The 26,898-nt window shown below is 76.4% G+C and carries 14 protein-coding genes; 8 read left to right on the top strand and 6 right to left on the bottom strand.

Going from position 1 to position 26,898, the window contains the following annotated elements:
- Nucleotides 1-60 precede the first annotated feature (60 nt).
- The 3 genes from ACIPRD_RS16290 to ACIPRD_RS16300 all read left to right on the top strand — a co-directional run bounded on the left by ACIPRD_RS16290 (nucleotide 61) and on the right by ACIPRD_RS16300 (nucleotide 10,432).
- Nucleotides 61-7,530 carry an amino acid adenylation domain-containing protein gene (locus ACIPRD_RS16290; RefSeq protein ID WP_401563516.1) on the top strand — a complete coding sequence of 2,490 codons (7,470 nt, stop codon included), beginning with the start codon at nucleotides 61-63 and terminating at the stop codon, nucleotides 7,528-7,530.
- Nucleotides 7,527-9,083, top strand: coding sequence for a cytochrome P450 (locus ACIPRD_RS16295; RefSeq protein WP_401563518.1), 1,557 nt, complete (start codon nucleotides 7,527-7,529; stop codon nucleotides 9,081-9,083). Before ACIPRD_RS16290 ends, ACIPRD_RS16295 begins: the two co-directional genes overlap by 4 nt.
- A gap of 74 nt (nucleotides 9,084-9,157) precedes the next feature.
- Nucleotides 9,158-10,432: an MFS transporter gene (locus ACIPRD_RS16300; RefSeq protein WP_401563521.1), complete on the top strand. Its 1,275-nt coding sequence runs from the start codon at nucleotides 9,158-9,160 to the stop codon at nucleotides 10,430-10,432.
- Between the two features lie 34 nt (nucleotides 10,433-10,466).
- On the opposite strand, the gene ACIPRD_RS16305 is transcribed toward ACIPRD_RS16300, so the two are convergent.
- From ACIPRD_RS16305 to ACIPRD_RS16315, 3 genes are all read right to left on the bottom strand, one after another.
- Nucleotides 10,467-13,382: an AAA family ATPase gene (locus ACIPRD_RS16305; protein WP_401563523.1), complete on the bottom strand. Its 2,916-nt coding sequence runs from the start codon at nucleotides 13,380-13,382 to the stop codon at nucleotides 10,467-10,469.
- Between the two features lie 277 nt (nucleotides 13,383-13,659).
- A complete protein-coding gene (locus tag ACIPRD_RS16310) occupies nucleotides 13,660-13,875 on the bottom strand; it encodes a hypothetical protein (protein ID WP_401563526.1) in 216 nt (71 codons plus the stop codon).
- A gap of 181 nt (nucleotides 13,876-14,056) precedes the next feature.
- On the bottom strand, nucleotides 14,057-17,293 hold the full coding sequence (locus ACIPRD_RS16315) for a type 2 lanthipeptide synthetase LanM family protein (protein ID WP_401563529.1): 3,237 nt from the start codon (nucleotides 17,291-17,293) through the stop codon (nucleotides 14,057-14,059).
- A 619-nt stretch (nucleotides 17,294-17,912) separates the two neighbouring features.
- Between ACIPRD_RS16315 and ACIPRD_RS16320 the strand changes: the two genes are divergently transcribed.
- Together ACIPRD_RS16320 and ACIPRD_RS16325 are read left to right on the top strand one after the other, a co-directional pair.
- Nucleotides 17,913-18,524, top strand: a complete 612-nt coding sequence (locus tag ACIPRD_RS16320; RefSeq protein WP_401563532.1) for a LuxR C-terminal-related transcriptional regulator — start codon at nucleotides 17,913-17,915, stop codon at nucleotides 18,522-18,524.
- Nucleotides 18,521-19,258: a LuxR C-terminal-related transcriptional regulator gene (locus ACIPRD_RS16325; protein WP_401563535.1), complete on the top strand. Its 738-nt coding sequence runs from the start codon at nucleotides 18,521-18,523 to the stop codon at nucleotides 19,256-19,258. The genes ACIPRD_RS16320 and ACIPRD_RS16325 overlap by 4 nt, the downstream gene beginning before the upstream one ends.
- 37 nt (nucleotides 19,259-19,295) lie before the next feature.
- On the opposite strand, the gene ACIPRD_RS16330 is transcribed toward ACIPRD_RS16325, so the two are convergent.
- The 3 genes from ACIPRD_RS16330 to ACIPRD_RS16340 form a co-directional block, all read right to left on the bottom strand.
- A complete protein-coding gene (locus ACIPRD_RS16330) occupies nucleotides 19,296-20,036 on the bottom strand; it encodes a Type 1 glutamine amidotransferase-like domain-containing protein (protein ID WP_401563538.1) in 741 nt (246 codons plus the stop codon).
- A gap of 474 nt (nucleotides 20,037-20,510) precedes the next feature.
- On the bottom strand, nucleotides 20,511-21,287 hold the full coding sequence (locus ACIPRD_RS16335; RefSeq protein WP_401563541.1) for a 4'-phosphopantetheinyl transferase family protein: 777 nt from the start codon (nucleotides 21,285-21,287) through the stop codon (nucleotides 20,511-20,513).
- Entirely contained in the window at nucleotides 21,280-21,531 is a 252-nt protein-coding gene (locus tag ACIPRD_RS16340; protein WP_356405931.1) for an MbtH family NRPS accessory protein, read from the bottom strand. The genes ACIPRD_RS16335 and ACIPRD_RS16340 overlap by 8 nt, the downstream gene beginning before the upstream one ends.
- 269 nt (nucleotides 21,532-21,800) lie before the next feature.
- Between ACIPRD_RS16340 and ACIPRD_RS16345 the strand changes: the two genes are divergently transcribed.
- The 3 genes from ACIPRD_RS16345 to ACIPRD_RS16355 are packed head-to-tail and all read left to right on the top strand — an operon-like array spanning nucleotide 21,801 to nucleotide 26,808.
- A complete protein-coding gene (locus tag ACIPRD_RS16345; RefSeq protein WP_401563544.1) occupies nucleotides 21,801-24,251 on the top strand; it encodes a lantibiotic dehydratase in 2,451 nt (816 codons plus the stop codon).
- Complete coding sequence (locus ACIPRD_RS16350) at nucleotides 24,251-25,810, top strand: amino acid adenylation domain-containing protein (protein ID WP_401563547.1); 1,560 nt, start codon at nucleotides 24,251-24,253, stop codon at nucleotides 25,808-25,810. Before ACIPRD_RS16345 ends, ACIPRD_RS16350 begins: the two co-directional genes overlap by 1 nt.
- A complete protein-coding gene (locus tag ACIPRD_RS16355; RefSeq protein ID WP_401563550.1) occupies nucleotides 25,807-26,808 on the top strand; it encodes a threonine/serine dehydratase in 1,002 nt (333 codons plus the stop codon). The genes ACIPRD_RS16350 and ACIPRD_RS16355 overlap by 4 nt, the downstream gene beginning before the upstream one ends.
- Nucleotides 26,809-26,898 lie beyond the last annotated feature (90 nt).

Genomic DNA, 26,898 nt, shown 5'->3' on the forward strand with positions numbered 1-26,898 from the left:
GGCAGCGAACCGCCGCCCCTTCCGACTTCTGCTTCATTCCTGTGAGAACGGAGTGCCCTCATGACCACCTCGGACGTGCGTCCCGGCCCCCTCGCCCCGGGCGGCGGCCTGTCACCGGCGGCCCGGCGTCTGCTGGAGCAGAGGCTGAGCGGCCGGGCGGCCGCCCGGGACGACGGCCCGGTCCGGGTCCGGCCCCTGCCGGACCGGATCCCGCTGTCCGCCGCCCAGCAGCGCCTGTACTTCCTGGACCGGCTGGACCCCGGAGCGGCCACCTATCTGCTCCCCGCCGCCTGGCGGTTCACCGGCCCCCTGGACGTCCCGGCCCTGCGGTCGGCGGTGACCGAACTGGCCGCCCGCCACGAGCAGTTGCGCGTGGTCTTCCCCGAGCACGAAGGGGTCCCGTACCAGCGCGTGCTGTCCACCGACAGCGCGGTCCTCGACGTGGTGGAGGCCGCCGGACCGGCCGTGGCCGCGGGCGACCGAGGGAACCGCGAGCGGGCCCTCACGGCCGCCGTCCAGGCCGCCGCGCTGCGCCCCTTCGACCTCGCCCGCGAGCCCGCCTTCCGCGCCACCCTCGTCCGCGCCGCCGACGACGACCACGTCCTGGTCCTGGCCATGCACCACATCGTCTCCGACGGCTGGTCCCTCGGCCTGATCACCCGCGACCTGGGCGAGCTGTACCGCGCCAGGACCGAGGGCCGCAGCGCGTCGCTGCCCGGACTCCCCGTGGACTACACCGACTACGCCATCTGGCAGCGGGCCTCGGACCAGTCGGCGGCCCTGGACCACTGGCGTTCCCGGCTGGCCGGCCTCACCCCGCTGGACCTGCCCACCGACCACCCCCGCCCCGACGCGCCGGGCGGCCGGGGCGCCGCCCTCACCGTCACCCTGCCGTCCGCGCTCACCGACGGGCTCGCCGCGCTGGGCCGGAGCCTCGGCGCCACCCCGTACATGACCGTCCTGGCCGCCTTCCAGGCCGCGCTCGCCTTCCACAGCGGGCAGGACGACATCGCCGTCGCGACCGTGGTCGCCAACCGGGAGCGCGCCGAGACGGAACAACTGGTCGGCTTCTTCGTCAACACCCTGGTGCTGCGCGGCGACCTGTCCGACGACCCGACCCCGGCGGCACTGCTGGAGCGCACCCGCGAACGCGTACTGGAGGCCTTCTCCCACCAGTCGCTGCCGTTCGAGCGGGTCGTCGACGCCCTCCACCCGGAGCGCGACCTCGCCCGCAACCCGCTCGCCCAGGTCCTGTTCACGCACACCGACGTCTCACCCGCGGCCTTCGCCCTCGGCACGGCCGACGGCACGCCGTACCCGGTCGACCTCACCACCGCCAAGTTCGACCTCACCCTCGACCTGCGCGACGGCGCCGGCCGCACCGACCTCGTCTTCGTCTACCGGCCCGACCTGTTCGAGGAGACGACGGTCTCCGCCCTCGCCCGCCACACGGTCGCCCTGCTGGAGGCCTTCCACACCGACCCGGCCACCCCGCTCGGCTCCATCGACCCGCTCACCCCCGCCGAACGCGCCCACCTGCTCGGCCCCGACGGCCCGGCGAACACCGTCCCGCTGTCCGGCCCGGCCCCGCGCACCGCCCCCGACCGGGTCGCCGGGCACATCGCCCGCACCCCGGACGCGGTGGCCGTCACCGGCTCGGGTGAGACCCTCACCTACGCCGAACTGGACGCCCGCGCCCGTGAACTGGCCGTCCGGCTGCGCGCCCACGGTGTCACCCCCGGCTCCCTCGTCGGCGTCTGCGTGGACCGCACGCCCCACCTGGCCGTCGCCCTGCTCGCCGTCTGGCGCGCCGGTGCCGCCTACCTCCCGCTCGACCCCACCCACCCGCGGGCGCGGCGCGAGTTCACCGTCACCGACTCCGGCATCGAGTGCGTCGTCACCGACACGGCCACCCGCGCCGCGGTGGACGGCCTGCCCGTGCGGCAGGTCCCGCTCGACCCCGCCGCCGACACCGAGCACCCCCGGACGGACGCCACGGCCGAGGCGGCCGAGGACCACCGGCCGGCCTCCGACGACCTCGCCTACGTCATCTACACCTCCGGCTCCACCGGCCGCCCCAAGGGCGTGGAGGTCACCCACGGCAACCTCGCCTGGCTGCTCGGCGCCGCCGACCGGCACTTCGGCTTCGGCCCGGACGACGTGTGGACGCTGATGCACTCGCCGGCGTTCGACTTCTCCGTGTGGGAGCTGTGGGCGCCGCTCGCCTCCGGCGGACGCGTCGTCGTGCTCGGCGCCGACGAGGTGCGCGACCCGGCGGCCGTGCACCGCGTGCTGCGCGAGGAAGGGGTCACCGTCCTCAACCAGACGCCCGCCGCCTTCAAGGGCCTGCGCGCCCATCTCGCCGACGCGGCAGCCGGCTTCGGCGACCTGGCCCTGCGCACCGTCGTCTTCGGCGGCGACGCCTTCGACGTCCGCGACTACCGCGACTGGTTCGCCGCCCCGGGCCCCCGCCCCGCCCTGGTCAACATGTACGGCATCACCGAGACCACCGTGCACGTCACCCTCCGCACGATCACCGAGGCCGACGTGAGCGGAGCGGTCCGCTCGCCCGTCGGCCGCCCGCTCTCCGGCCAGCACGGCTACGTCCTCGACGCCCGGGGCCGGCTGGTGCCGCACGGCGGCGTCGGCGAACTGTACGTCTCCGGCGGCGGCGTGGCCCGCGGCTACCGCAACCGCCCCGAACTGACCGCCGAACGCTTCCTCGACGACCCGTTCGCCGGGAACGGCGCCCGCATGTACCGCACCGGTGACCTCGTACGGGTGCTCCCCGACGGCCAGTTGGGGTACGTCGGACGCGCCGACCACCAGGTGAAGATCCGCGGCTACCGCATCGAGCCGGGCGAGATCGAGACCGCGCTGCGCACCCTGCCCGGCGTCGCGGACGTGGCCGTCGTCGCCCGCCGCGGCGAGGACGCGGCGGCCCGCCTCGTCGCCCACGTGGTCACCCCCGAGGGCCGCCCGCTGGACCCGCCCGCGCTGCGCGAGGGACTGCGTCTGACGCTGCCCGACTACATGGTCCCGGCCCTGTTCGTCCGCCACGAGCGGCTGCCGCTCACCGCCAACGGCAAGGTGGACCGCGCCGCGCTGACCGCCGTCGCCCCCGCCTCCGCCGGACACGGCGCCCATGTGCCGCCCGAGGGGCCGCGGGAGGAGGCCCTGGCCGGTGTGTGGACCCAGGTGCTGGCCGCCGAACACGTGGGCCGCACCGACAACTTCTTCGACCTGGGCGGCGACTCCATCCTCGCCCTGCGCCTGGTGGGCCTCGCCCGGCAGGCCGGGCTCGGCCTCACCGTGGCCGACGTCTTCCGCGCCCGCACCCTCGCCGACCTGGCCGCCCTCGCCACCGAGGCCGTGGACGCGCCCGCCCCCGTCGCCCCGTTCTCCCAGCTCGACCCGGCGGACCGGGACCGCCTGCCCGACGGGCTCGCCGACGCCTACCCGCTGACCATGCTGCAGGCCGGCATGCTGCACGAGATGCTCGCCGACCCCCGGCGCGGCGCCTATCACAACGTCACCGACCTCAAGATCAGCGTGCCCGAGGGCTTCGACCGCGAGGCCTTCCAGGCGGCGGTGGACGCGGTCGTCGCCGGGCAGCCCATCCTGCGCACCTCCGTCGACCTCGTCTCCTACCGCGAGCCCCTCCAGCTCGTCCACCGCGGCGCCCGCCTCCCCGTCGGCTACACCGACCTGCGCGGACTGCCCCGCGAGGAACAGCGGGCCCGGCTCGGCCGGTTCGTGGACGAGGAGTTCGCGCGCCGCTTCGACCTCGCCGCCGCCCCCCTGGTCCGCATCCACCTGCACCACGTCACCGACCACGAGCTGCGGCTCGTCCTCACCGACTGCCACGTCGTGCTGGACGGCTGGAGCCTCACCTCCCTCGTCGCCGATCTGCTCGCCCTGCACCGCGAGGCGGTCGCCCACCGCACCGCGCCCCGGCCGCCGAGCGCCCCCGCCTTCGCCGAGTACGTCGCCCTGGAGCGGGCCGCGACCGGCAGCGAGGAGTCACGGGAGTACTGGCGCGGACGCCTGGCCGACCTGCGGCCGGTGCGCCTGGACCGCCTCCCGGACGGGCCGCCGGCCGCGGCGGACGCCGGACAGCCGCCCGTGCACGAGGTACGGCGCTCCTACGCCCACCTCGCCGAGCGCATCGGCAGGCTGGCCAAGGAGGCCGGAGTGCCCCGCCGTACCGTGCTGCTCACGGCGTTCCACCACACCATGGGGCTGTTCGCGCAGGCCGACGACAGCGCGCTCGGCCACGGCATCGGACTGGTCACCAACGGCCGGCCCGAACTGCCCGACGCGGACCGGATGCGCGGACTCTTCCTCAACACCGTCCCGTTCGGGGTCACCCGGCCGCGCGGCAGCTGGCTCGCCTATCTGCGCGACGTGTTCGCGGCCGAGCAGGAGATGCTGCCGCACCGCAGGGTCCCGCTCGTCCACATCGCCCGGCTGCGGCCCACCGAACCGAGCCTGACCGACGCCGTCTTCAACTACGTCAACTTCCACCGGCTCTCGCACGAGTCCTGGGACGACTCCCTGGAGATCGCCCGGACCATGTTCCCGCTGCTGGTGAACGCGAGCGTCAACGCCTTCACCCTCGACGCCGACCCGGAGTTCGTCGCCCCCGCCACCGCGGAACAGCTGGCCGACGTGCTGTGCGCCCAGCTGGAGGCCATGACCGCCGACCCGCACGCGCCGGTGCGGCGTCCCGCGCTCACCGGCGCCGCCCGCACCACCGCCCTGGAGGTCTGGGGCCGGGGCCCGCTGACCCCCGCCTCCCCGCTGCTGTTCCACGAGCACATCGCCGCGCACGCCGCCCGCACCCCGGACGCGGTCGCCGTCGAGCACGGCGACGACCAAGTCACCTACGCGGAACTCCAGTCCGGGGCCGAGGCGTTGGCGGCCCGGCTGAACGGGCTCGGGGTGGGCCCCGAGACGGTGGTCGGCATCTGCGCGGACCGTGGCCCCGACCTCGTGCGCGCCGCCGTCGGCGTGCTGCGCTCGGGCGGCGCCTTCCTCCCGCTCGACCCGCAACACCCCACCGACCGGCTGGCGTTCATGGCCGAGGACAGCGGCATGCGTGTCCTGCTCACCCAGCGGGCGCTCGCCGGGACCGTGCCCTTCGACGGACCGGTCCTGCTCCTGGACGACGACACGGCCGCCGCCGCGGACACCGGATCCGCTCCGGAAGCCGCGCGCACGCAGAGCGTGGCCCGCACGCCGGAATCCGAGCGCACGCAGGGTGTGGCCCGCACGCCGGACGGCGCCCGCACGCAGCGCATGGCCCGCGCGTCCGACGCCACCCGCACGCCGGCCGGGACGGACGCGGCCGCCGGCACGCCGTACGCCGTCGCGCGCCCCTGTGCCGACACCCTCGCCTACATCATCTACACCTCCGGCTCCACCGGCCGCCCCAAGGGCGTCGCCATCCCGCACCGCGGCCTGTCCAACATGCTGGAGGGCCAGCGGGACCTGGTCCGCCCCACCGCCCAGGACCGCGTGCTGCAGTTCGCCTCCTTCGGCTTCGACGCCTCGATCCTGGAACTCACCTGGTCCCTCGCCAACGGCGGCCGCCTGGTCACCGCGTCGAAGGAGGCGCTGCGCCCCGGTCCCGACCTGGCCCGCACCCTGCGCGAGGCCCGTGTCACCTGCGCCATGCTGCCGCCCAGCGCCCTCGCGGTCCTCGGCGAGGACGAATTCCCCGGACTGCGCGTGCTCCAGGTCGCCGGCGAGGCCTGCCCGGCCGAACTCGCCGACGTCTGGGCCCGCGGCCGCCGCTTCCACAACGTCTACGGCCTCACCGAGACCTCCGTGTGGTCCCTCGCCGCCGAACTCCGGCCCGGCCAGGGGCGCCCGCCCATCGGCACCCCGATGCGCAACACCCGCGTCCACGTCCTGGACGAGGACCTCCAGCCCGTCCCCGCCGGGGTGCCCGGCGAGATCCACCTCGGCGGCGACGCCGTGGGCCGCGGCTACCTGGGCCGCCCCGCGCTGACCGCCGCCACCTACGTCCCCGACCCCTACGGCGCCCCCGGCGACCGCCTGTGCCGCACCGGCGACCTCGGCACCCACCGGCCCGACGGCTCGGTGGTGTGGCTCGGCCGCCGCGACAGCCAGGTCAAGCTGCGCGGCTTCCGCATCGAACTCGGCGAGATCGAGCACGCGCTGCGCAAGCTGCCCGAGGTGCGCCAGGCGGTCGTCCTGCACCGCACCGACCTGCCCGGCGAACCGGCCCTCGTCGCCTACCTCGTCGTCCACGGGCCCGGCCGGCCGGCCGCGGAGGAACTGCGCCGCGCCCTGCGCGCGTTCCTGCCGCCCTACATGGTGCCCGCCCGGTTCGTCGTCCTCGACGAACTGCCCGTCAACCGCAGCGGCAAGATCGACAAGCGGGCCCTGCCGCTGCCCCCGGCCGAGTCCGACCGCGACGACACCACGTACGCCGCCCCGGCCACACCGGCCGAGAAGGTGCTCGCCGAGGTGTGGCGCGAGGTCCTGGGCCTCGCCCGCATCGGCGTCCACGACGACTTCTTCCGCATCGGCGGCAGCTCCCTGTCCACCGTCCGGGTCTCCCTGATGGCCGCCGCCCGCGGACTGACCGTGTCCGTCGGCGACCTGATCGAGCACCCCACGATCGCCCGGCTCGCCGAGCACGCCACCCGCGCCGCCGCCGGCGGGGTGCCCGCGGCCGTCACCTCCGAGGTCCGGCTGCGCGAGGGGGAGGGCGAACCGCTGTGGTGCGTGCACCCCACCGGCGGCAGCGCCGCCTGGTTCGTGCCGTTGGCCCGCGCGCTCCCGCAGGGCCGGCCCGTGCACGCCTTCCAGGCGCGCGGTCTGCTCGGCGGGGTGGACCCCTCCACGGTGACCGGCATCGCCGCCAACTACGTCGCCGAGATGACCGACCGGGGCGACGCGGGACCGCACGCGCTGCTCGGCTGGTCCATGGGCGCCAACATCGCGCTGGAGATGGCCACCCAGCTGCACCGCGCGGGCCACCGCGTCTCGCCGCTCGTCCTCATCGAGCCGTACCTGCCCAACCCCGCCGCCCGCGCCCGGCTGAACGGCGTCACCCAGGACCTGCGCGAGGCCCTGCGGATGCGCGACCGGCTGCGGGAACTGCCGCCCTCCGCGCACCGCGACCGGCTCACCGCCGAACTCACCGCCGCCCTGCTCGGCGCCGGGATGAGCCCCGCCGAGGCCGCGCTCGTCGAGGGCGCGCCCATCGAGGTGTGGCACTCGCTGCTCGCCGCGCTCGCCGGCTACGAGGTCCGCCCCTACCCCGGCCACGTCCACCTGGTGGTGGGCAGCGAGGCCGCCGGACTGCCGCGCGGACGGACCATGCCCGGACTCGACGTGGACTACGAGACCTACGTCGAACGCTGGCGCGAGGTCGCCGAGGGCGGCCTGACCCTGCACATCAGCGACGGCGACCACATGTCGATGATGGCCGAGCCGCGGGTGGCCGGCATCGCCGAACTGGTCGCCGGCATCGGGACGGAGACCGCACGATGACCGCCCCCACGATCGCCCCCACGATCGCCCCCGCGCCCCCCGGCACCTGCCCGGCGGCCCCCGGGACCCCCACCGCCCCGGCAACCACCGCCCCCGCGGCCCCCGCCGTCGCCCCGGCGGGTACGGCTCCCGCGCCCTCCGGCACCTGCCCGGTGGCATCCGCCCCTGCCCCCGCGGCCCCCGCCGTCACCCCGGCGGGTGCGGCTCCCGTGTCCTCCGGCACCTGCCCGGCGGCATCCGCATCCGCATCCGCCCCCGCCGCTCCCGGCATCGCCCGAGCCGCTACTGCCCCCGGCACCGGCACCGGCACCGCCAACCCGTCGGGCGGCCCCGGCTCCGTCCCGGCCTTCGCCGAGCGGTATCTGCTGTCGCCGGACATGGTCGCCGACCCCTACGGTCACCTGGACGCGCTGCGCGAGCACGCGCCGGTGCACTGGAGTCCCCTGCACCACGCCTGGCTCGTCACGGGATACGACCAGGTCATGCGGTGCCTGCGCGACCCCGCGGTCTCCGCCGACCGGGTCCGGCCGCTGATGGACGCCGTACCGCAGGGCGCCCGCGAGGACGCCGAGCGGGCCTTCGCGATCCTGTCGCGCTGGATGGTCTTCAACGACCCGCCCCAGCACCGCAGGCTGCGCCAGGTCTTCCAGGAGTCCTTCGCCGCCCGGGCCGTCAACCGCTACCGGACCTTCACCGGCAAGGCCACCAAGGCCGTCCTCGCCCGCCGGGCCGCCCCCGGCCGCGCCGGCGACCTGCTCGCCGACGTCGCCAAGCCGCTGCCCGCGCTGGTCTTCGCCCGCTGGCTCGGCATCCCCCGCACCGACGCCCCCTCCTTCTGGTACTGGAACGCCCGCGTCGCCGACCTCGTCCTCGGCACCGCGCAGGAGGAGAGCGAGTACCGGGCCTCCCTCCAGGCCCTGGTGAGCCTGGAGGACTACCTCGCCGACCTCGTGGCCAGGCGCCGGGCCGAACCCGCCGACGACCTGATCAGCCAGGTGCTGCGGGAGGGCCGGGTGGGGGACTCGGTCACCGAGACGGAGTTCGTCGGGATGCTCACCCAGATGGCGTTCGCCGGCGGCGAGACCACCAGCAACCTCATCGCCAACACCGTCCTCGCCCTGCACCGGGAAGGCCTGCTGGACGCCGTCCGCGAGGACCCCGAGCTGGTGCGGGCGGCCGTCGAGGAGACGCTGCGCCTGGACGGGCCGTCGAAGATGTCCATCCGCACCGCCGCCCGCGACCTGGAACTCGACGGCCACACCCTGCGCGCCGGCGACCGGATCTTCCTGGTGACCGCCGCCGCCAACCGCGACCCCGCCCGCTTCCCCGACCCCGGCCGCTTCGACCTCCACCGCACCGGCGCCACCCACCTCGGCTTCGGCTTCGGCGCCCACTTCTGCATCGGCGCCGCCCTCGCCCGGCTGGTGGCCGTGGCCGCCGTGGACACCCTGGTCCGCGACCACCCCGGCCTCGCCCTGGACGACCCCGCCGGACTCACCTGGCAGCCCTCCCTGCTCAACCGCGCCCTGACCGCCCTGCCCGTCCGCTACTGACCGGCGACCCCACGCCGCGCGGCGCCCGGCCGAACCCCGGGCGCCGCGCGGCACCGAACCCGAAAGGCTCCACCATGGCCACCACCCTCGCCGGCGCCGGACCCCGGCTGTGGGCACCCGCCCGCCACCGCCCCTTCCGGCTGCTGTGGCTCGGACAGTCGCTGTCCCTGCTCGGCGACGGCTTCAGCGTCGTCGCGTTCTCCTGGATCACCCTCGGCCTGACCGGCTCCACCCTCACCCTCGGCTACGTCCTCGCCTTCCAGGCGGTGCCCCGGGCCCTGCTCACGCTGGTGGGCGGCACCCTCAGCGACTCCTGGTCCACCCGCACCCTGATGATCGCCTCCAGCTGGACCCGGGCCGGACTCATGGCGGCGGTCGGGATCGGCGGCCTCACCGGGCATCTGACGGTGTGGATGCTGTGCGCGGCGGCCGCGGCCTTCGGCGCCGTGGACGCCTTCTTCCAGCCCGCCCGCATGTCGATCCTGCCCTCGGTGGTGGACGAGACCCTGCTCACCCCGGCCAACGCCCTGCTCGGCGCGGGCACCCGGACCGCCGCGGTCCTCGGCCCGGCCGTCGGCGGCCTGGTCATCGCGGTCACCCGCGCCCCGGTCGCCTTCCTCGTCGACGCCGTCTGCTTCGCCCTGTGCGGCTGGTGCGTCCTCGGCGTGCGGACCCGGCCCCGCGCCCCGAAGCCCGCCGCCCCGGCCGCCGACGAGACCGGCGCCGGCGCCGTCGCCGAGGTCCCCAAGTCGCTCGGCGCGCGCATCCGCGAAGGGGTGGCCTTCACCTGGCGCGACCCCCGGCTGCGGACCGTCGTCGCCCTCGACACCGCCGTCAACTTCTGTTATGCCGGGCCCTTCACCGTCGGCTTCGCCACCCTCGCCGACCAGGTGCTGCGCGGCGGTTCGGCCACCCTGGGCGTCCTCAACGGCTCCCTCGCGGGCGGCGCGATGCTCGGCACCCTCGCCGGCGGCGCGCTCGGCGGCCGGCCCCGGGTGGGCCTGATGGTGGCCGGTCTCGCGGGCTGGCTCGGCGCCGGAATGGCCGTACTGGGACTGGTCCACAGCACCCCGGCGGTGGTGGCGACCGTGCTCGCGATGGGCTTCGCCATCGGCTTCCAGGGCGTGTTCGGGCTCAGCTGGATCCAGCGCAACATCCCCTCGGACGTGCTCAGCCGGGTCGTCTCCGTCGACATGGTCCTCGGCTACGCCGCCGCCCCGCTGTCCCTCGTGGTGTGCGGCGCCCTCGCCCGCACGAGCACGTTCGCGCTGTTCGCCACGGTGGCCGCCGTCCTCGCCGTGACCGCGGTGGCGGTGCTCGCCTCTCGCGCGGTCCGCGAGATGCGCTGACGTCCGGCACCCGGGGCGCGCCGGGGGACACCGTTCAGAGCGCTCGCAGGGCGGCCGACCTCGCGCACAGGTCGGCGCGGTTGGCCGCCCCCGTCTTGGTCATCAGGCTCGCGATGTGCTTCTCGGCCGTGCGGGGCGAGATGAACAGGCGGTCGGCGATGTCCTTGTTGCCGAGCCGCTCCGCGAGCAGCTGGAACACCTCGAACTCCCGGACCGTGACCCCCTGCGCGCGCAGTTCCTCGGGGATGCCGCTGGTGCCGCTGCGGTGCTGGTGCACGGGCGCGCCGAGCCGGCGCAGCCCGGCCCGGCAGGCGTTGGCGACGGCCGCGGTGTCCCGCTCGTGGAAGTAGTGCTCCGCCCGCCGCAGCCAGGCCACCGGGTCGCCCCAGCCGTCCTGGTGCGCCGCGTCGGCGACCAGCCGCAGCCCGAGGTGCATGGCCATCGGATACGGCTCCGCCACCGCGAGGGCCGCCTCCACCTGGCCGGCCGCGCGAGGACCCGCGCCCTCCCGGCCGAGCAGGACGGCGTCGGCGAGCAGTACGAACTGGCGGTTCCAGCGCATCCGCGCGACGGCCGTCGCGGTGATCTCCTCGTGCCGGACGCGGTCCGCGGTCCCGGCCAGCACGTCCAGCAGCAGCACCAGGCCGTGGGTGCCGCTGAGGTGGTAGGTGGAGGGGTTGTCCTCCTCCAGCGCCAGCACCGCCCCCAGTTCGGCCCGCGCCAGGTCCCGGTCCTCCTCCAGCAGCGCGCAGAACGCGCGCGCCAGACCGAAGCCCAGCGGCTCCTCCTGCGCGCCGGCCCCGTCCCACTCCGCGAACGCCGCCAGCGCCGCCTCCATCGCCGTACGGTCACCGAGGTGCGCCGCCAGCGTGGCCTGGGACATCAGCACGTACCGCACGGCGGGGGCGAGCCGCAGCCTGCGGACGACGGCCAGGCACTCGCCGGCCGCGGTCCGGGCGCCGTCGTAGTCCCCGCGCAGCACCGCGTCGAGGACGAGGATGCCGTCCACGGTGTGCACGATGCTGACCGAGCCGAGCCGCAGCGCCTCCTCCCGCGCCGCGAGGAGACCGGTGGTGTCGCCCTCGGCGAGCCACGCGTTGCCGCCCATGCGGGTGGCCGCGTACATGCGCTGCAGGGGCAGCCGGTGCCGTTCGGCCGTGGCGAGCGCCTGCTCCAGCATCGCCGCGGACTCCTCCGGGTCCCGCTCCCGGGCCACCGTGGCCAGCAGTTCCTGGGCCTGGCAGGCGACCACGGGCAGCCCGTACCGCTCGGCGGTGTCGGCGGCCGAGCGGGCCAGCTTCTCGGCGTGCTGGGTGCGGTCGGAGCCGGGGGTGTCCAGCGCCAGATAGGCCGCGGTGACGTCGACCGCCGCGGCGACGGCCTCGTCCGGCGCGGCCGCGAGCACCTCACGGGCGCGCACGATCTGCCGGTTGCCGTCGGACCAGCGGCCCGCCGTGTGGGCGACCTTGGCCAGCCGGGTGTGCAGGGTCGCGAGCCTGGCCGGGCCCAGTTCCGAACCGTCCAGCGCGTGCAGGTGCTCGGCCAGGTCCAGGGCGCGGGCGAAGTCCCCCGACTCGGCCAGCGCGGGCAGCAGATGTTCGAGCACCTCGGCCCGGGCCGCCGGGTCGCTGCCGGACGCGAGCAGGTCCTCGGCCCGGCTGAGCAGCGTCACCGCCGAGCCCAGCGCGCCCGCCGCCAGCGCCCGGCCGCCCGCCTCGGCGAACAGCCGTCCGGCCTCCGCGTGGTCCCCGGCCTCGCGGCGCAGCCCGGCGGCCAGCGCGCACCAGTCACCGGTGAGTTCGGGATGCAGCTCCTCGACGGCCGTCGCGCCCCGGCGGGCCAGGTCGGCCCGCTGGCCGGGCGTCATCTGCGTGAACAGCGCCTCGACGGTGAGGGAGTGCCGGAAGGAGTACCAGTCGGGCGCGGGCTCGTCGGGCAGGACGAGGCGGGCGGCCACGCCGGCGTGCAGATGGCTGAGCAGCGCCCGGTCGTCGATGCCGGTCATGCGCTGGAGCACGGTCAGCGGGAAGCGTTTGCCGAGGACGGCGGCGGCCGACAGCAGGGTCAGGCCCTGGGTGCCGAGGCGGTCGATGCGGCGCAGGATGCCGCGGGCCAGCGTGGAGGAGACGTCGCTGCGCAGGTCGCCGACCGCGCGCCAGCCCTCCGGGCCCTGCACCAGGGTGCCGGCCCCGATCATGGACTGGAGCAGCTCCTCGACCAGATAGGGGCTGCCGGCGCTGTCCTCCCACAGCCGCAGCAGGACCTCCGCGGGCACCTCCTCGGGGGAGCCGGCGCCGAGCTGGGCGGCGATCATGCCGTGGACCTGGGGGCGCGTCAGCGGTGGCAGTTCGAGCAGGGTGGCGGCGCCGCGCCGGCGGGCGGACTGGGCGAGGTCGAGCGCGTCGCTGAAGTCGGTGCGCACGGTGGCCAGCAGCAGGACCGGCGTGTACTCCAGGTTGTCGATCAGGTACTCGAGGACGCCGAGCGTCTCGGGGTCGGCGTCGTCCAGGTCCTCCAGCAGCAGGAGCTGGCCCTGGCCGCGGGCGGCGGCGATGAGCAGGCGCAGCACCGCCTCGCCCAGGATCACCATGGAGCTGCTCTCGCGCTCGCCGGTGTCCCAGTCGGGGATCAGCCGTCCGAGGACCGGGCGGTAGGGGCCGAGGACCAGGTCGTCGAGGGGCTCGCCGCTGCGGAACAGGGACATCAGGGCCTCGGTCAGCGGCCGGAACGGCACGGCCGGACCGGTGGTGCTGCTGCGGCCCCGCAGGACGCGCATGCCGGCGCCCAGCGCGCCGCCCACGGCCTCCGCCGCGAGCCGTGACTTGCCCACCCCGGCCTCACCGACCAGGAAGACGACACCGCCGCGCCCCTGCCGGGCGTCGGACAAGGCCCGCTCCAGGACGTCCAGTTGGGAGTCCCGTCCGACCAGGGAAGGCGCATGGGAACGCATGAACGCAGATGATAATCGGAATATCGGGAACTGCGGCAGGTGACAGAACAGGCACCGCTTTTCCCGCCGACTCGGCTGCTTTCCGCGGAACGTGACGGCTTATCGGCGAACGGGAGGGCATGTCCGGCGAACCCGGCACGCCGGGGGCCCCGGGCCGTGCCCGTCCGGCGGGCGCGGGGCTGCTGACGTGGACACCGGCGCCGCCCGGGGGAACGCGGCGGCGCGGGTCCCGCCGAGCGGGCCCGCGCCACCACGAGGTCGTCCTGTCGCCGAGGTGTCACCGAGGGGCGGACACCGAGGTGTCGATCGTGCTGAGCGTGATCACGAGGCCGCTGGTCAGCACCATGCCCGCCAGCACCCGGGCCCGGGCGCAGGCGCGGTTGCGGCCCTTGAGCGTGATGCCGCCCGCCGCGTCCTGAGCGGCGGCCGCGGTGTCGGTGACGGCGGCGTCGGTGGTGGCGGTCACGTCGGCGGTGGCGAGGTGCTTGTCCATGACGGTGGTCCCCTTCTTGGGTCCCGTGCGGCGAGCACGGGGCGGAGGTGGAGCAAGGCCGTGGTGCGGTCGAGCGGTTCATCGGTGGCGCGTGGTCGAGAAGTCCGGTGGTGGTGCGGTCGGTGCGGTGGTGGTGCGGTCCGTGGGTCGGCCGGTGCGGCCGGTGCGGCCGGCGGGCCGGTCAGGGGGCGGGATGCCCCAGCAGGGTGAGGGACGGCACGGCGTCGGGGCGGGCCAGGCGGAGCAGGCCGTAGCCGATGCCGGAGAGTCCGGTCAGCAGTCCGGGGGAGGGCACGTGGTGCGGGGTGGCGCAGCGGTGGGCCTGCGCCTCGACCAGGGCGAGCGCCTGGCCGGCCCGGTGGGTCAGCTTCGCGGCCGGTGCCCGGTCGCCCTGTTCGGCGAGCACGGCCAGCGCCTCCAGCGTGCCGAGGGCGCCGTGCCCGAGGCTCAGGTCGGGGCACACATCGGCGTCCGCCAGCCGCTCCGCGGCCATGGCCGCGCCCTCGGGCAGCCGGGCGGCCGCGGCCGCGATCCCGGCGAGCCCGGAGGACCAGGACAGGTCGGACGGCGTCGCGGCCGCGTCCCGGAGCGCACCGCGCAGCAGCGCGTGGGCGGCCTCGGTGTGCGCGGTGGCGCGCTCCGGCGCGAGGGCCGCGTACCGCAGCAGCGCCCAGCCGATGCCGGCGGCCCCGTCGGCGAATCCGGGAGCCGTCCCCGTGCCCGCCGTCCCCGCGAGGTCCGGGCCCTCCGTGCCGGTGTGCGACGAGGTGCCGGTACCCGTGGTGTCCAGGGACGCGTCGGTCCTCGCGCCGTCCGCCCGGCCGGTCACGGCGGCGGTGAGGCGGTCCGCGACGGTGTCCGCCAGCCGCAGCGCCTCCGGTGACCCGGTCGCCTCGTGCACCGCGACGGCGGCGGCCAGTGCCCCGGCCGCCCCGCCGGCCAGCCCCGGGTCGGGGCAGGCGGCCACGGCGTGGCCGAGTGCGGTGAGCGCGTCCGGCACACAGGCGAGCAGGTCCTCGTCCAGCAGCGCGGACAGCCGCACCAGGGCGTGGACGATGCCCCCGAGCCCGTCGTACGCCCCGGGACCCGCCGCCGCGCTCAGCTCGGGGTCCGCGGCCAGCGCCTTCAGCAGCGCGGGCAGCGGCTGTACGGCCTCACGGGCGAGGCCGGCGTACCGGCCCGACCCGGTCAGCGCGTCGAGGTGCGCCAGGAACAGCGCGACCCCGCAGTAGCCCTGCGCGAGGCCGGCCCCCATGGGCAGCACCGCCCAGTGCGGTCCGGAGACCCGCTCGATGCCCAGCCAGTTGGTCCGGCCCCCGGAGCGCACCGCCCGGGCGGCGATCTCGTCGGCGATCCCGCAGGCCGCGGCGAGCAGCCGGGAGGGCTCGGGGACGACCGCGGGGACCGGGGCCACCGCCAGCTCGGACCGGGGACGGTCCCCCGGGGCGCAGGCGCCGCGGGCGGCGAGCGTGGCGGAGACGATCCACTCCTGGTCGTGGCAGCCGACCTCGTCCATCCGGGCGATCTTCTCCCGGACCGCGGTCAGCGCGGCGACCGGCAGCAGGCCCGGCAGCCAGGTCCCATCGGCCGCCCGGACCCCCGTGCCGGACGGCCGATGGACGAAGAGGGGCACGTCTCCGCGCCACAGGTCGGCGATCTCGTGCTCGACGATCCGGCTGCGCACCGCGTCGTCCTCGGACTCGGTCCACAGCACCGCGAACACGCTCTCCCTGGCCAGCGCGTCGCCGAGCAGGGACGGATGGGCGGACTCCTCCAGCAGGGTGGAGTACAGCCGGGTCGAACGGGCGATCAGCCGGGCCGGGTTGCCGGCCTGCGCCGCCAGCGGCCCGTCGTCCGCGCGGAGTTCATCGCCGTGCGTGGCGATGGCCGCGTAGGCGGTGCGGAAACCCTCCAGCAGGGCGGCGCGGTGGTCGGCGCCGTCCAGAGGACTGCCGCCGGGCAGCGGGTGGTTCTGCGCGGCCGGGCTGACGACCGGGCCGCGGACGGCCCGCATGGTGTCGGTGCCGCTGTCCTCCCAGCGCAGCCCCTCGCTCGGGTAGGTGCCGTCGGTGGAGCGGCCGAGCGCCGAGATGTCCAGCGCGCCGTGCTCGCCGATGAGCAGATGGGGCAGCAGGCAGGTGCGGTGCACCGAGGCCTGGAGGGCGTCGGCCGCCGGGTCGGTGCCGGCGGTCATGGCCTGGGGGAGCCCGGTGTGCAGCAGCGTCTCGGCGTCCACCAGCACCGGCTGGTCGCCGCAGGCGATGACGTTCTCGTAGTGCATGTCCGCGCCGTCCACCGCGTACAGCAGCGCCAGCAGGGCGCCCTGACGCCGGTAGAAGGCGTCGGTCTCGCCCACCGAGCGGCACCAGCGGTGTGCCACGAACTCCAGCCAGCCGTAACCGTCGCGGCGCAGGGTCCGCGCGGTGCGCAGCCGCAGCCCGGGGACCTTGGCGTCGAGCCAGCCCGTCAGGTCGTCCAGGAGCGCGTGCTGCTCCAGCGGGCGCGGCTTGTAGACCAGCCGGTCGCCGTGCGCGAAGTGCAGGACCGCGACCGACCGGTTGCCCTGGTGGGCGTCCCCGAGGCCGAGGTCGGCCCGGACCAGCGGGCCGGGGTCGCGTCCGCCGAGGAGTCCGGCCGTCAGCGCGTCCCGGTCCGACCGCAGCCGCGTGACGAGCTCGGCCGCGGCGTCGGCGGCGTCCAGGGCGGTCTGCCCCAGCATCCGGGCCAGTACCGGGTAGGAGGTGAAGAGTCGGGCGAGACCCTGCCGGGTGCCCGTCGTGGCGACGAACGAGGCGAACCGTTCGCGCGGTCCGGCGCCGGTGAGCCGCCCGGCCCGCCGGGCGGAGTCCAGCTCGCACACCAGGGTCCGCGCGGCCTGCCCGGTCAGCTGCCGCGTCAGCCGCTCCGCCAACGCGGCCCGCCACACGGCCTGTTCGGCCACCGGCAGCCCGGCCAGCGCGCCGTCCAGCCGTACGACGGCCGGCGCGACGAGCGGACCCACGACCGGGGCGAACGCGTCCGGCCCCGCGGTCTCGGCCCCGTGGTCCCCGCCCGCTTCGGCGGCACCCGCGAGGCGGACGGCGTCGGCGGTCCCGCCGTTTCCGGCGAAGTCCTGCGCCTCCAGGGCCTGTTCGACGTACGCGGCCCATCCGGGACGTACGGTCCTGGCCGCCAGCCGTTCGGCGGGCTCCGCGGCGAGAGCCGCCGCGGTGTCCGCGTCCACCCCCAGGTGGGCGAGCCGGGCGGCGAAACCCTCCACGTCGCCGACCGCCCACGGAACGGGGCCGGCGGCGGTCCGGGCCGGCGCCGCGGGCAGGTCCGGGGCGGCGAGCCGTTCCGCGAGGGACAGCGCCGGGGCCCACCAGGCGGTCGGCAGTCCGGCGCTCCGGGGAGTCGGGAGGATGGCGGTCGAAGTCACGAGATGAAGGTCGCAGGTCCCCCGCACCCCCCACATGGGGAACCAGCCCCCATATTCTCCCCGGCCCCCCACCCCACCCCGTACGGCATGGGGGAGAGACCCTGCCCCACAGAATGAAACCGCAGCTCAGCGGCTGCGTACCCCCCTGCCGGGGGATGGCCGCGCGAGGTCGCTCCCGCCCCGCCGTGCGGCCGGTCGTACGGTCCCCGCACGCCCTTCCCGCCCCTCCGGACCCCACCCCGGCGGCCCGCGCCCCCATGTCCCGGCCCCTCGCGCGCTTCCCGGCCCCCACGCACCGGCGCCCCCGCCCCCATCCCGCACCCGCCCCACCCCCATGGCGCCCGCCCCCGCCCCCGGAGACCCCGCCCCGGGCCCCTCCGTACCCGCCCCGACCCCCGCCCGGGCCGCCCCTGACGGCCCCGCCCGGCCCGCCCCGCACCCTCGCAGACCCACCCGCGCCGGCACCGGGGACACCCGCACCGCCCCCCTGACACCGCGGGCCGGGAAAGGTGGGGGACCACTACGGATGCCCCCGGCCGGGCCGCGACGGCAAGGTCCTGTCCAGTAGCCCAGACAGCCCGCCGTACGACAGGGCGGACGACCTTCCAAGGAGCAGCAGATGGGAGCACCCGTACCCGTCGGTGTGGTCGCCCTCGACCCCGTGCTGGAGGCCGGTATCCGCAGCACCCTCCTCGGCTTCCCGGAGCTGACCGTGTGTGAGGACGGCGAGGCGCGTGTCGCGGTCCTCACCGTGGACCGGCTCGGTTCCGCCGAACTCGACATGGTGCGTACGACCCGCGCCCAGCCGAACCGCCCCGCCGTCGTCCTCGTGGCGGGCGCCCTCGCCCCGGGCGACGCCCTGCACGCCCTCGCGGCCGGCGCCCGCGGCCTGCTGCTGCGCCGCGAGGCGGACGCCGCCCGGCTCGCCCACGCGGTGCTGGCCGCCGCACGCGACGACTGCACCCTGCCGCCCGAGCTGCTCGAACAGGTCCTCGACCGGCCCGCCGCCGAAGGACACGGCACCGGCGGCTGGGCGGACAGCGCGCTGTCCGACCGCGAGCGTTCCGTGCTGCGGCTGGTCGCGGACGGGCACGAGATCGCGGAGATCGCCCAGCGTCTCGCCTACTCGCCGCGCACGGTCACCAGCGTCGTCCACGACATCACCCAGCGGTTCCGGCTGCGCAACCGCGCCCACGCCGTCGCCTACGCACTGCGAGCGGGGCTCCTGTGACCCTCACCCTGACCGAAGTCCCCACCGCCCCGGCGGACCCGGCCGCGCCCCCGGCGCTCGGGCTGCTGGTCCTCGCCCCGCGCCACGCCGAGCGCGTCCGCTCCCTCGCCCACCGCGCCGGACTGGCCTGGGCGGACGGCGCGGACGGTCCCGGCCCGGCCCCGCACCACCCGGGCGCCGTCACGGTGGTCGTGGCCGACGACGTCGAACAGGCGCTCCGCTGTGCGCCGCACAGGACGCCGGACGAGACGCGGGGCGGTGCGCCGGACGAGGCGTCGGGCGGTGCGCCGGACGAGACGTCGGGCGGTGCGCCGGACGCCGGACCGCTGCTGATCGTGTGCGACACCGTCACGCGTACGGGGCTGATGCTGGCCGTACGCGCCGGAGCCGTCGTCCTGAGGGCCGCGGACCTCGGCGAGGAGTCCCTGGCCGCCGCCGTGCGCCGGGCCGGCCACCCGCACCAGAGCATCCCGTACCCGGTGCTCTCCCGGCTGCTGACCGGCGGCCCGCGGCACCCCCGGGAGCCGTCGGCCGAGGAGGGGCCCGCGCTGACGGCCCGGCAGACCTCCGTCCTCAGGCTGATGGCCGACGGACACCACAACGCCGACATCGCCCGGCTGCTGTCCTGCTCCGAGCACACCGTCAAGAACGTGATCTACGAGGTCATGTCCCGTCTGAACGCCCGCAACCGTGCCCACGCGGTGGCCCACGCGGTGCGCCACGGCCTCATCTGAACCCGCGCCGCCGCGACGGACGCGCCCCGTGCCCGGATCAGTACCCGGGCGCCGGCAGCCGCCGCGGCTCCAGGCGTTCCTCCACGGCCCGCCCGTCCTCCCGGCGCACCACGTAGGCACCCTTGCCGGGCAGTTCCGTGACCGCCTCGACCAGATCGGTGCCCCGGTACACCAGGCCCACCCCGTCGTCGGAGCAGTGGCTCGTGGGCAGGGTGCCGTCCGCGACCAGGCGGTGGATCAGGGGGCGCCGGCCGGCGTCGGAGTCGTAGTGGACCCCGTTGCCGTACGGCAGCAGGCCGAGGCCGTCGGTCACCGGGCGCAGCTCGGGGCCGAAGGAATCGGTGGCACCGCCCTCGAACCAGCACAGGGAACCGGCGCTGATCCCGGCCAGGACCACCCCCGCCCGCCAGGCCCGGCGCATCACGGCGTCCAGCCCGTGCACCCGCCACACCGCGAGCAGGTTGGCCACCGAACCGCCCATCACCCAGACCACGTCGTGGCCCAGCACGGTGCCCTCGACGTCGTCGACGTTCGGCATCGGGAACAGCTGGAGCGGGGTGAGGTCGAAGCCCGCCACCCGGGCCGCCTCGGAGACCCTGGCCGTGGCGATCTCGGCGTCGCCGGTGGCCGTTCCGACGTAGAGGATCCGCGGGCGCCTGCCGTGCACCCCGGACAGGTCCACCGCGTGATGGACCAGGGCGTCGAAGAGCAGCCGGGTGCGGCCGCCGACGCGGTGCCCCCCGGACGTGGCGAGAATGGTGGGTTCCGGAGCCGTCACGCCGCGATGGTAACGCCCTCAACCCCTGTGCCGTAGCGGGTTGTTGTGACGTGAGAGGCCAGTGGGTCTCCTGTTACCCCGGCACGCGGCAGGGCGACGACGGCGGGCGGCTGGCCCCTAGGGGGTGCCAGGCCCCTAAGGGGTTTCGGCCCCCTAAGGGGTGACGGGCCCTTAGGGGGGTGCCAGGCCCCTAGGGGCGGCGGACGCCGTACGGGACGCGGTAAGCCCCTGGGGGTGACGGACGCCGTACGGGATGCGGCAGGCCCCGAGGGGCGGCGGACCCGTACGGGATGCGGCAGGCCCCCAGAGGCGGCGGACGCCGTACGGGACGCGGTAGGCCCCTGGGGGTGACGGGCGCCGCACGGGACGCGGCAGGCCCCGGCGCGGGCGGCGGACGCCGTACGGCATGCGGAAGGCCCGGAGGGGGCCGGTGTCCGGACACCGGCCCCCTCCGGGCCTTCGCGCGCCCGTGCTCTACGGCGTGTGCAGGGCCACCGCCGCCGCGTACCCCGCCGGGACGAGGACGTCCCGCAGGGTCCAGCGCGGTGCCGGAGCGGCGGGCGCCGGTCCGGTGCCCACGTAGTCCAGCGCCGGATCGCGGACCAGACCCGTGCCCAGCCCCTTCAGATAAGCCTCCTTCCTCACCCACGTCCGGGTGAACGCTGCGGACCGCTCGTGCGCCGGCACCAGCGCCAGTTCCCGCGCCTCCGCCACGTGCAGCGCCGACTGCGCGCCCAGCACCGCCCGTTCCGTCGCCAGCCCCTCCACGTCCACGCCGACCGGAGCCGGCGCCAGCGCCACCATCACCAGGTCCCCGCTGTGCGACAGGGAGAAGTGCACCCCCGCCGTCCGCAGCGCGGGACGCCCGTGCGGACCGCCGCAGCCCGCGCACGGCTCGCGCACCAGCGGCAGGGCGTCCGCCGGGACCCCCAGCAGCACACCGAGCACACTGCGCAGCGCCGCGTGCGCGACGACGTACGCGTCCCGGTCCCGGGTGTGCCGGAACGCCCGCGCCCGCGCCTGTTCCTCCGCGTCCAGCAACTCCCGCGCGCGGCGCAGCGTCTCCGCGTCGGGGGCGCCGACCCGCGCCAGATACAGCTCCAGGGGCCCCTTCAGCGGGCGGGGTCCCGGTGCCGGCGCGGGGCCGCGCGGACCGGCCAGGTCCAGGACGGCGGGGCACAGCAGGTGCGGGGTGTCCGGCGGGGCGTGGGCCGGCCGGGTCAGGAGCGGGCCCGGGCCGGGCTCAGACATCAGCCCCGACCGGCCGGCGGCGCAGGCTGAGCGGGCGCATGTCCGTCCAGATCACGCCGATGTGGTCCAGGCACTCCTGCCGGCCGGCCCGCGTGCCCTCTGGGTGCCAGCCCGCCGGCACCTCCCGGTCGGCCCGCCAGATCGAGTACTGCTCCTCGTCGTTGCGCACCACCAGGTACAGGTCCTCGGCGCCGGGACCGGCCTCCGCGCCGTCCGTCCCGGTCACCAGCTTGTCGTGCGTCACGGTGAACCTCCCGCAGGTGTCGAGTCGGCCGCGGATGGGGGGCCGACGGGGTCAGCGTGCCCGGGTCCGCCCGCCCGGGGGCAGGGACGAACGCGCTGAGCCGGTGGCGCGTGTTGCTGCCGGATCTTCTCTGGTGGCGGACGGCCCCGCCGCGGGACGGTGCTGACCGGCCGCGGAGGACCCGGCGCCCCGGCCGGCAGGCGGCGGCGCCCGCCGCACCGGCCGGGCCACGCGATCCCCGTGCACCCCCTTTCGGAAGGAGCCACGCGATGTCGGACGAGCACGCACCTGTCCTGCTGCCGGGCGGAGGCTGGCGGCTGTGGGAGCAGTTCGCGCTCCGCGGCCCCGGTTTTCCCGCCGACGGCGTGCTACGGCTCGCCCCGCCCGGACTGGCCGAGGCCGCCGACAAGTTCGGCCCGGAGGCCGAGCTCGCCGGCGCCGAGTGGCAGGCCTTCGCCGAGGAGCTCTCCCGGGCCGCCGTGAACACCGCCCGCCACCTCCAGGAGATCGCCGCCCAGCCCCGCTTCCAGGCGGCCCTGGCCTGGCAGAACCCGGCCGTGCTGCGCACCGGCATCGCGCCGTTCCTGCGCTGGACGCCGAGCGCGGACAGCCGCAGCAGCATGCCGCGTCAGCGTGAGGAGCTGGTGGCGCACTACTGGCAGCGGTTCTGCGTGAAGAACGACACCATCGGCTTCTTCGGCCCGGTCGGCTGGGGCCGCTGGGACCCCGGCGCGCCCGCGGCGGTCCGCCTCGACCCCGGACACGGCTTCCTCGCCGCGTCCGAGGTGTACTTCTCCGCCTGGGCGGTCGACGCCCTCGCGAAGGTCCTGGCCGAGGACCCCGCCCTGATGCGCTGGATCCCGCCGCGCCGGGTGTCCTTCGTACGGTGCGCCGACGGCACGGTACGGGTCCCGGGCCGCCCGGCGCGGCCGGTCGGCGCGAGCGAGCAGGCCGTGCTCGAACGGTGCGACGGCACCCGGCACATGGCGGCGATCGCCGCCGAACTGGGCCTCACGGAGGACGAGGTGACCCGCACCGTCGGTGAACTGGTCACCCGTCGCTGGGTGCAGTGGCGCCTGGACGTCCCCGCGGCCACCCACCCCGACCGCGCCCTGCGGGCCGTCCTGGAACGCGTCCCCGACGAGGCCGCCCGCGAACGGGCCCTGGAGAAGCTGGCGGTGTTGGAACGCGGCCGCGGCGCCGTACGCGCCGCCGGCACCGACGCCGCCGCGCTGACCTCCGCGATCTCCTCCCTGGAGGCGGAGTTCGCCACGCTGACCGACAGCGAGGCCCAGCGCGCCAAGGGCGAGCGCACCGCACCCTGCCGCGGGCTCGTGTACTCCGACGCCCGCCGGGCGGCGACCGCCACCGCGGGCGCCGGACTCCTCGAACACCTGGAACCGCTCGACCTGTGCCTGACCGCCGCCCGCTGGATGACGAACCGGTTCGCCGAAGCCGTCCGCGCCCGGCTGCGCACCGTGTACGACCGGCTGGCCGCGAACGGCGGACCGGTGGACCTCGCGAGCCTGTGGCTGCACACCCTGCCCTCCCCGCACCCGGAGGCCGGCGCCCTCATCGACGCCGTGCAGGACGAACTGCGCGCCAAGTGGGCGAGCATCCTGGACCTGCCCGAGGGGGTGCGACGGGTCCGGCTGTCCACCGCGGAACTGGCCCAGCGGGTGCGCGAGGAGTTCGACGAGCCCGGCGACGGCTGGTCGCTCGCCCGCTACATCAGCCCCGACCTCCTGGTCGTCGCCGAGGACGACGCGGCGCTGGCCCGCGGCGACGTGGAACTGGTCCTGGGCGAGATGCACTGCGCGCTGAACACCATGGGTGCCTCGCTCTTCGTGCACCAGCACCCCGACCGGGACGAGCTGATCGCCGAGACCACCCGGGACTTCCCCGGCCCCCGCCTGCTCCCGATGCTGCCCAAGGAGCTGCCGCTGAAGTGGTCCGCGCGCAGCCGCCCCTCCCTGGACCGGCCCGAGGACCACTACGTGGCCCTGGTCGACCAGACCGGCGACCCGCACCGCCCGCGCACCGTGGCGAGCGCGGACGTCACCGTCGAGGACCGCGACGGCCGGCTCGTCGTCGTCCTGCCCGACGGCACGGTCCACGACGTCCTCGACGCGTACGCCAACACCCTCACCCAGCGCGTCATGGACCGTTTCACCCTGCGTCCGGAGGGCGAGCACACCCCGCGCATCACCGTGGACCGCGTGACCGTGGCCCGCGAGACCTGGCAACTGCCCGTCGCCGACATGGATTTCGCCGACGAGAAGACGGAGGCCGCCCGCTTCGTCCGCGCCCGGCACTGGCAGCGCCGCAACGACCTGCCCCGGTACGTCTTCGTGGTCTCCCCGACCGAACCCCGCCCGTTCTACGTGGACTTCGACAGCCCGGTCTACCTCACCATCCTCGCCAAGGCGGCCCGCCGGCTCGCCCGCAAGGACCCCGGGGCGCGGCTGAAGGTCAGCGAGATGCTGCCGACCCCCGAACAGGCGTGGCTCACCGACGACGAGGGCCGGCGCTACACCTCCGAGCTCCGCTTCGTCGCCGTGGACCGGACGGTGACGGGCGCGGACTCCGGCACGGGCTCCCGTTCGGAGGCCGGTGCGGACTCCGGAGCCGGCTCGGGCGCCGGCTCCGGCACGGACTCCGGCCGGCGCGGCGCCGCCTCCGCCGACGGCACCACCGGCCCGGCCGCGGGGGAGGCGTGATGCGCACGGTCGCCGACGACATCGCCGCCCACGCGGACCGGCACCCGCACCGGGTCGCGCTCACCACCCCGGCCGGTGACGTGACGTACGCCCGACTCGCCTCGCGCATCGACGAGTTGGCCCGCGTGCTGCACACCCGGGGCGCCGGGCCGGAGACGGTCTGCGCCGTCGCCGTCGAGCACGGCGCCGAGGCCGTGGCCGCGATCGCCGCGGTCCTGCGCCGCGGAGCGGCCTTCGTCGCCCTCGACGTCACCCAGCCCCGCGAGCGCCTGGCCGCCTTCGCCCGCAGCGCCGGCGCCACGCTGCTGCTGACCACCTCCCGGCTCGCCCCCGCCCTCGGTCTCGGCCTGCCGGAGGTCCTCCTCGACCAGCCGTCCGCCACGGGCGCCGGAGATACGGGAGGAACCGGCGGCCACGGAGCCGCTACGGCCGCCGTAGCCGCAGGCGCCCTGCCGCCGCCCGCCCCGGTCCGGCCGCACGCCCTCGCCTACGTCAGCCACACCTCCGGCAGCACCGGCGAACCCAGCCCCGTCCTCGTCGAACACCACAGCCTCGACGCCTATCTGCGCGACACCGCCCGCGCCCTCGGCGCCTTCGGACTCGGCCCGGACGCCGTGGTCCTCCAGACGGCACCCCTCGGCTACGACGCCTCCCTGCGCGACACCCTCGTCCCCCTGCTGGCCGGAGCCCGGCTGGTCATCGTGGACCGGGCCACGCTGCTGCGCCCCGAGGACTTCGTCCGCACCGTCCGCGAGCACCGGATCACCGCGCTCCTGAGCACCACCCCGTCCTTCCTCGCCCACCTGGCCGGACAGCCAGGACTGGGCGAGCCGCTGGCCGGGGTCTCCCTGGTGGCCTGCAGCGGCGAGTCGCTGCGGCCCTTCCTCGCGGCCGGCGGCCGCCCGCTCGTCCCGGGCACGCTGGTCAACCAGTACGGCCCGACCGAGTGCACCATGACGACCACCCGGTACGCGGTGCCCGCCGAACCCGGCCTGACCGCGGACCCGGTGGGCACGCCCCGCGCGGGAGCCGTGATCCGCGTCCTCGACGCCGGCCTCGCCCCCGTACCCGACGGAACCGTGGGCGAGGTGTACATCGGCGGCACCGGCGTGGCCCGCGGCTACGGCGGGCGGCCGGCCCGGACGGCGGAGTGCTTCGTCCCCGACCCCTGCGGGCCGCCCGGCGCCCGCCTCTACCGCACCGGCGACCTCGGCCGGTTGGGGCCGGAGGGCCTGCACTACGTCGGCCGCACCGACCGGCAGGTGAAGATCCGCGGCTACCGCGTCGACCCCGCCGAGGTCGAGGGCGCGCTGCTGTCCCATCCGCACGTCACCGGCGCCGTGGTGACCCCCCGGACCGACGACCGGGGACGCGTCCACCTCGTCGCCCACGTCACCGGCGACCTCGCCGGCACCGCCGACGGCGACCTGCGCCGCCACCTCGCCCGCTCCCTGCCCCCGCACCTGATGCCCCGCACCTTCGCACGCCTCGACGCCCTGCCCACCACCCGCAGCGGCAAGGCCGACCGGCGCGTGCTGGCCGCGGGGAGCCCCGCGTGAGCGCCGCAGGGTCGGCCCTCGGCCCCGCCGACCTGCGTGCCGCTGCGGCCCGCATCGCGCCCCACGTGGTCCGCACGCCCCTGCTGCCCGGACCGCGCACGGCGCACGGCACGAGTCTGCTGCTGAAGGCCGAACACCTCCAGGCGGGCGGCTCGTTCAAGACGCGCGGCGCCGCCAACGCCGTCCTCGCCCTGGGCGCCGAGCGGGTCGTCACCGGCTCCTCCGGCAACCACGGCATCGCCCTCGCCCGGCTCGCCCGCACCCTCGGCATCCGGCTGACCGTGGTGCTGGCGGCGGGCGCCGCCCCCGCGAAGGCCGCGGCCATCCGGGCGCTGGGCGCGCGGACCCTGAGCGTCGGAGGCGGGGTGGCCGAGCGGGAGGAACGTGCCCGCGCCCTGGCGGCCGAGACCGGCGCCGCCTTCGTCCCCTCCTCCGACCACCCCCTGGTGGTCGCCGGGCAGGGCACTGTCGGCGCCGAGATCCTCGCCGACGCCCCGGCCACCGAGACCGTCTACGTCCCCACCGGCGGCGGAGGCCTCCTCGCCGGGATCTGCCTCGCGGCCGCCCACCACCCGGTGCGCGTGGTCGGCGTCGAACCCGCCACCACCCCGCGCTACGCCCGCTCCCTGGCCGCCGGCCACCCGGTCCGCCTGCCGCCCAGCACGACCGTGGCGGACGGACTGCGCGGCCAGTACCCGGGAGTCGTCCCCTACCCGATCGTCCGGGACCGCGTCGACGACCTGATCGCCGTCGGCGACGCCGAGATCCTGGCCGCCGCCGCGACGCTGCGCCGGTACGGCATCGACGCCGAACCGAGCGGAGCCGTCGCCCTCGCCGGAGCCCTGCGCGCCGGCCGCCGCGAACGTGCCGTGGCCGTCGTCTCCGGCGGCAACACCCCCGCCCGGCTCGGCGCCCTGGGCTCCGTCCGCACCGCCGGGCACCTCGTCCACTCCGCCGACCGGCTCACCCGCACCGCCGGGAGCCTCGCCGGCCCCTGAGCGCCCGCACGGCACCGCCGGGCGCATCACCGGTACGGCGGACCGCGTCGCCCGTACGCCGAGCGAACGGTCCGCACCGCCGAGCACGGC

The sequence above is a fragment of the Streptomyces sp. NPDC090108 genome, from assembly GCF_044747185.1.
GTDB lineage: Bacteria > Actinomycetota > Actinomycetes > Streptomycetales > Streptomycetaceae > Streptomyces.

Bases quoted from the DNA above. Each gene is read 5' to 3' on its own strand.
- ACIPRD_RS16335 (WP_401563541.1), bottom strand. From the start codon at position 21,287: ATGTCTGAGCCCGGCCCGGGCCCGCTCCTGACCCGGCCGGCCCACGCC.
- ACIPRD_RS16290 (WP_401563516.1), top strand. From the start codon at position 61: ATGACCACCTCGGACGTGCGTCCCGGCCCCCTCGCCCCGGGCGGCGGC.
- ACIPRD_RS16320 (WP_401563532.1), top strand. From the start codon at position 17,913: ATGGGAGCACCCGTACCCGTCGGTGTGGTCGCCCTCGACCCCGTGCTG.
- ACIPRD_RS16345 (WP_401563544.1), top strand. From the start codon at position 21,801: ATGTCGGACGAGCACGCACCTGTCCTGCTGCCGGGCGGAGGCTGGCGG.
- ACIPRD_RS16310 (WP_401563526.1), bottom strand. From the start codon at position 13,875: ATGGACAAGCACCTCGCCACCGCCGACGTGACCGCCACCACCGACGCC.
- ACIPRD_RS16295 (WP_401563518.1), top strand. From the start codon at position 7,527: ATGACCGCCCCCACGATCGCCCCCACGATCGCCCCCGCGCCCCCCGGC.
- ACIPRD_RS16305 (WP_401563523.1), bottom strand. From the start codon at position 13,382: ATGCGTTCCCATGCGCCTTCCCTGGTCGGACGGGACTCCCAACTGGAC.
- ACIPRD_RS16300 (WP_401563521.1), top strand. From the start codon at position 9,158: ATGGCCACCACCCTCGCCGGCGCCGGACCCCGGCTGTGGGCACCCGCC.
- ACIPRD_RS16350 (WP_401563547.1), top strand. From the start codon at position 24,251: ATGCGCACGGTCGCCGACGACATCGCCGCCCACGCGGACCGGCACCCG.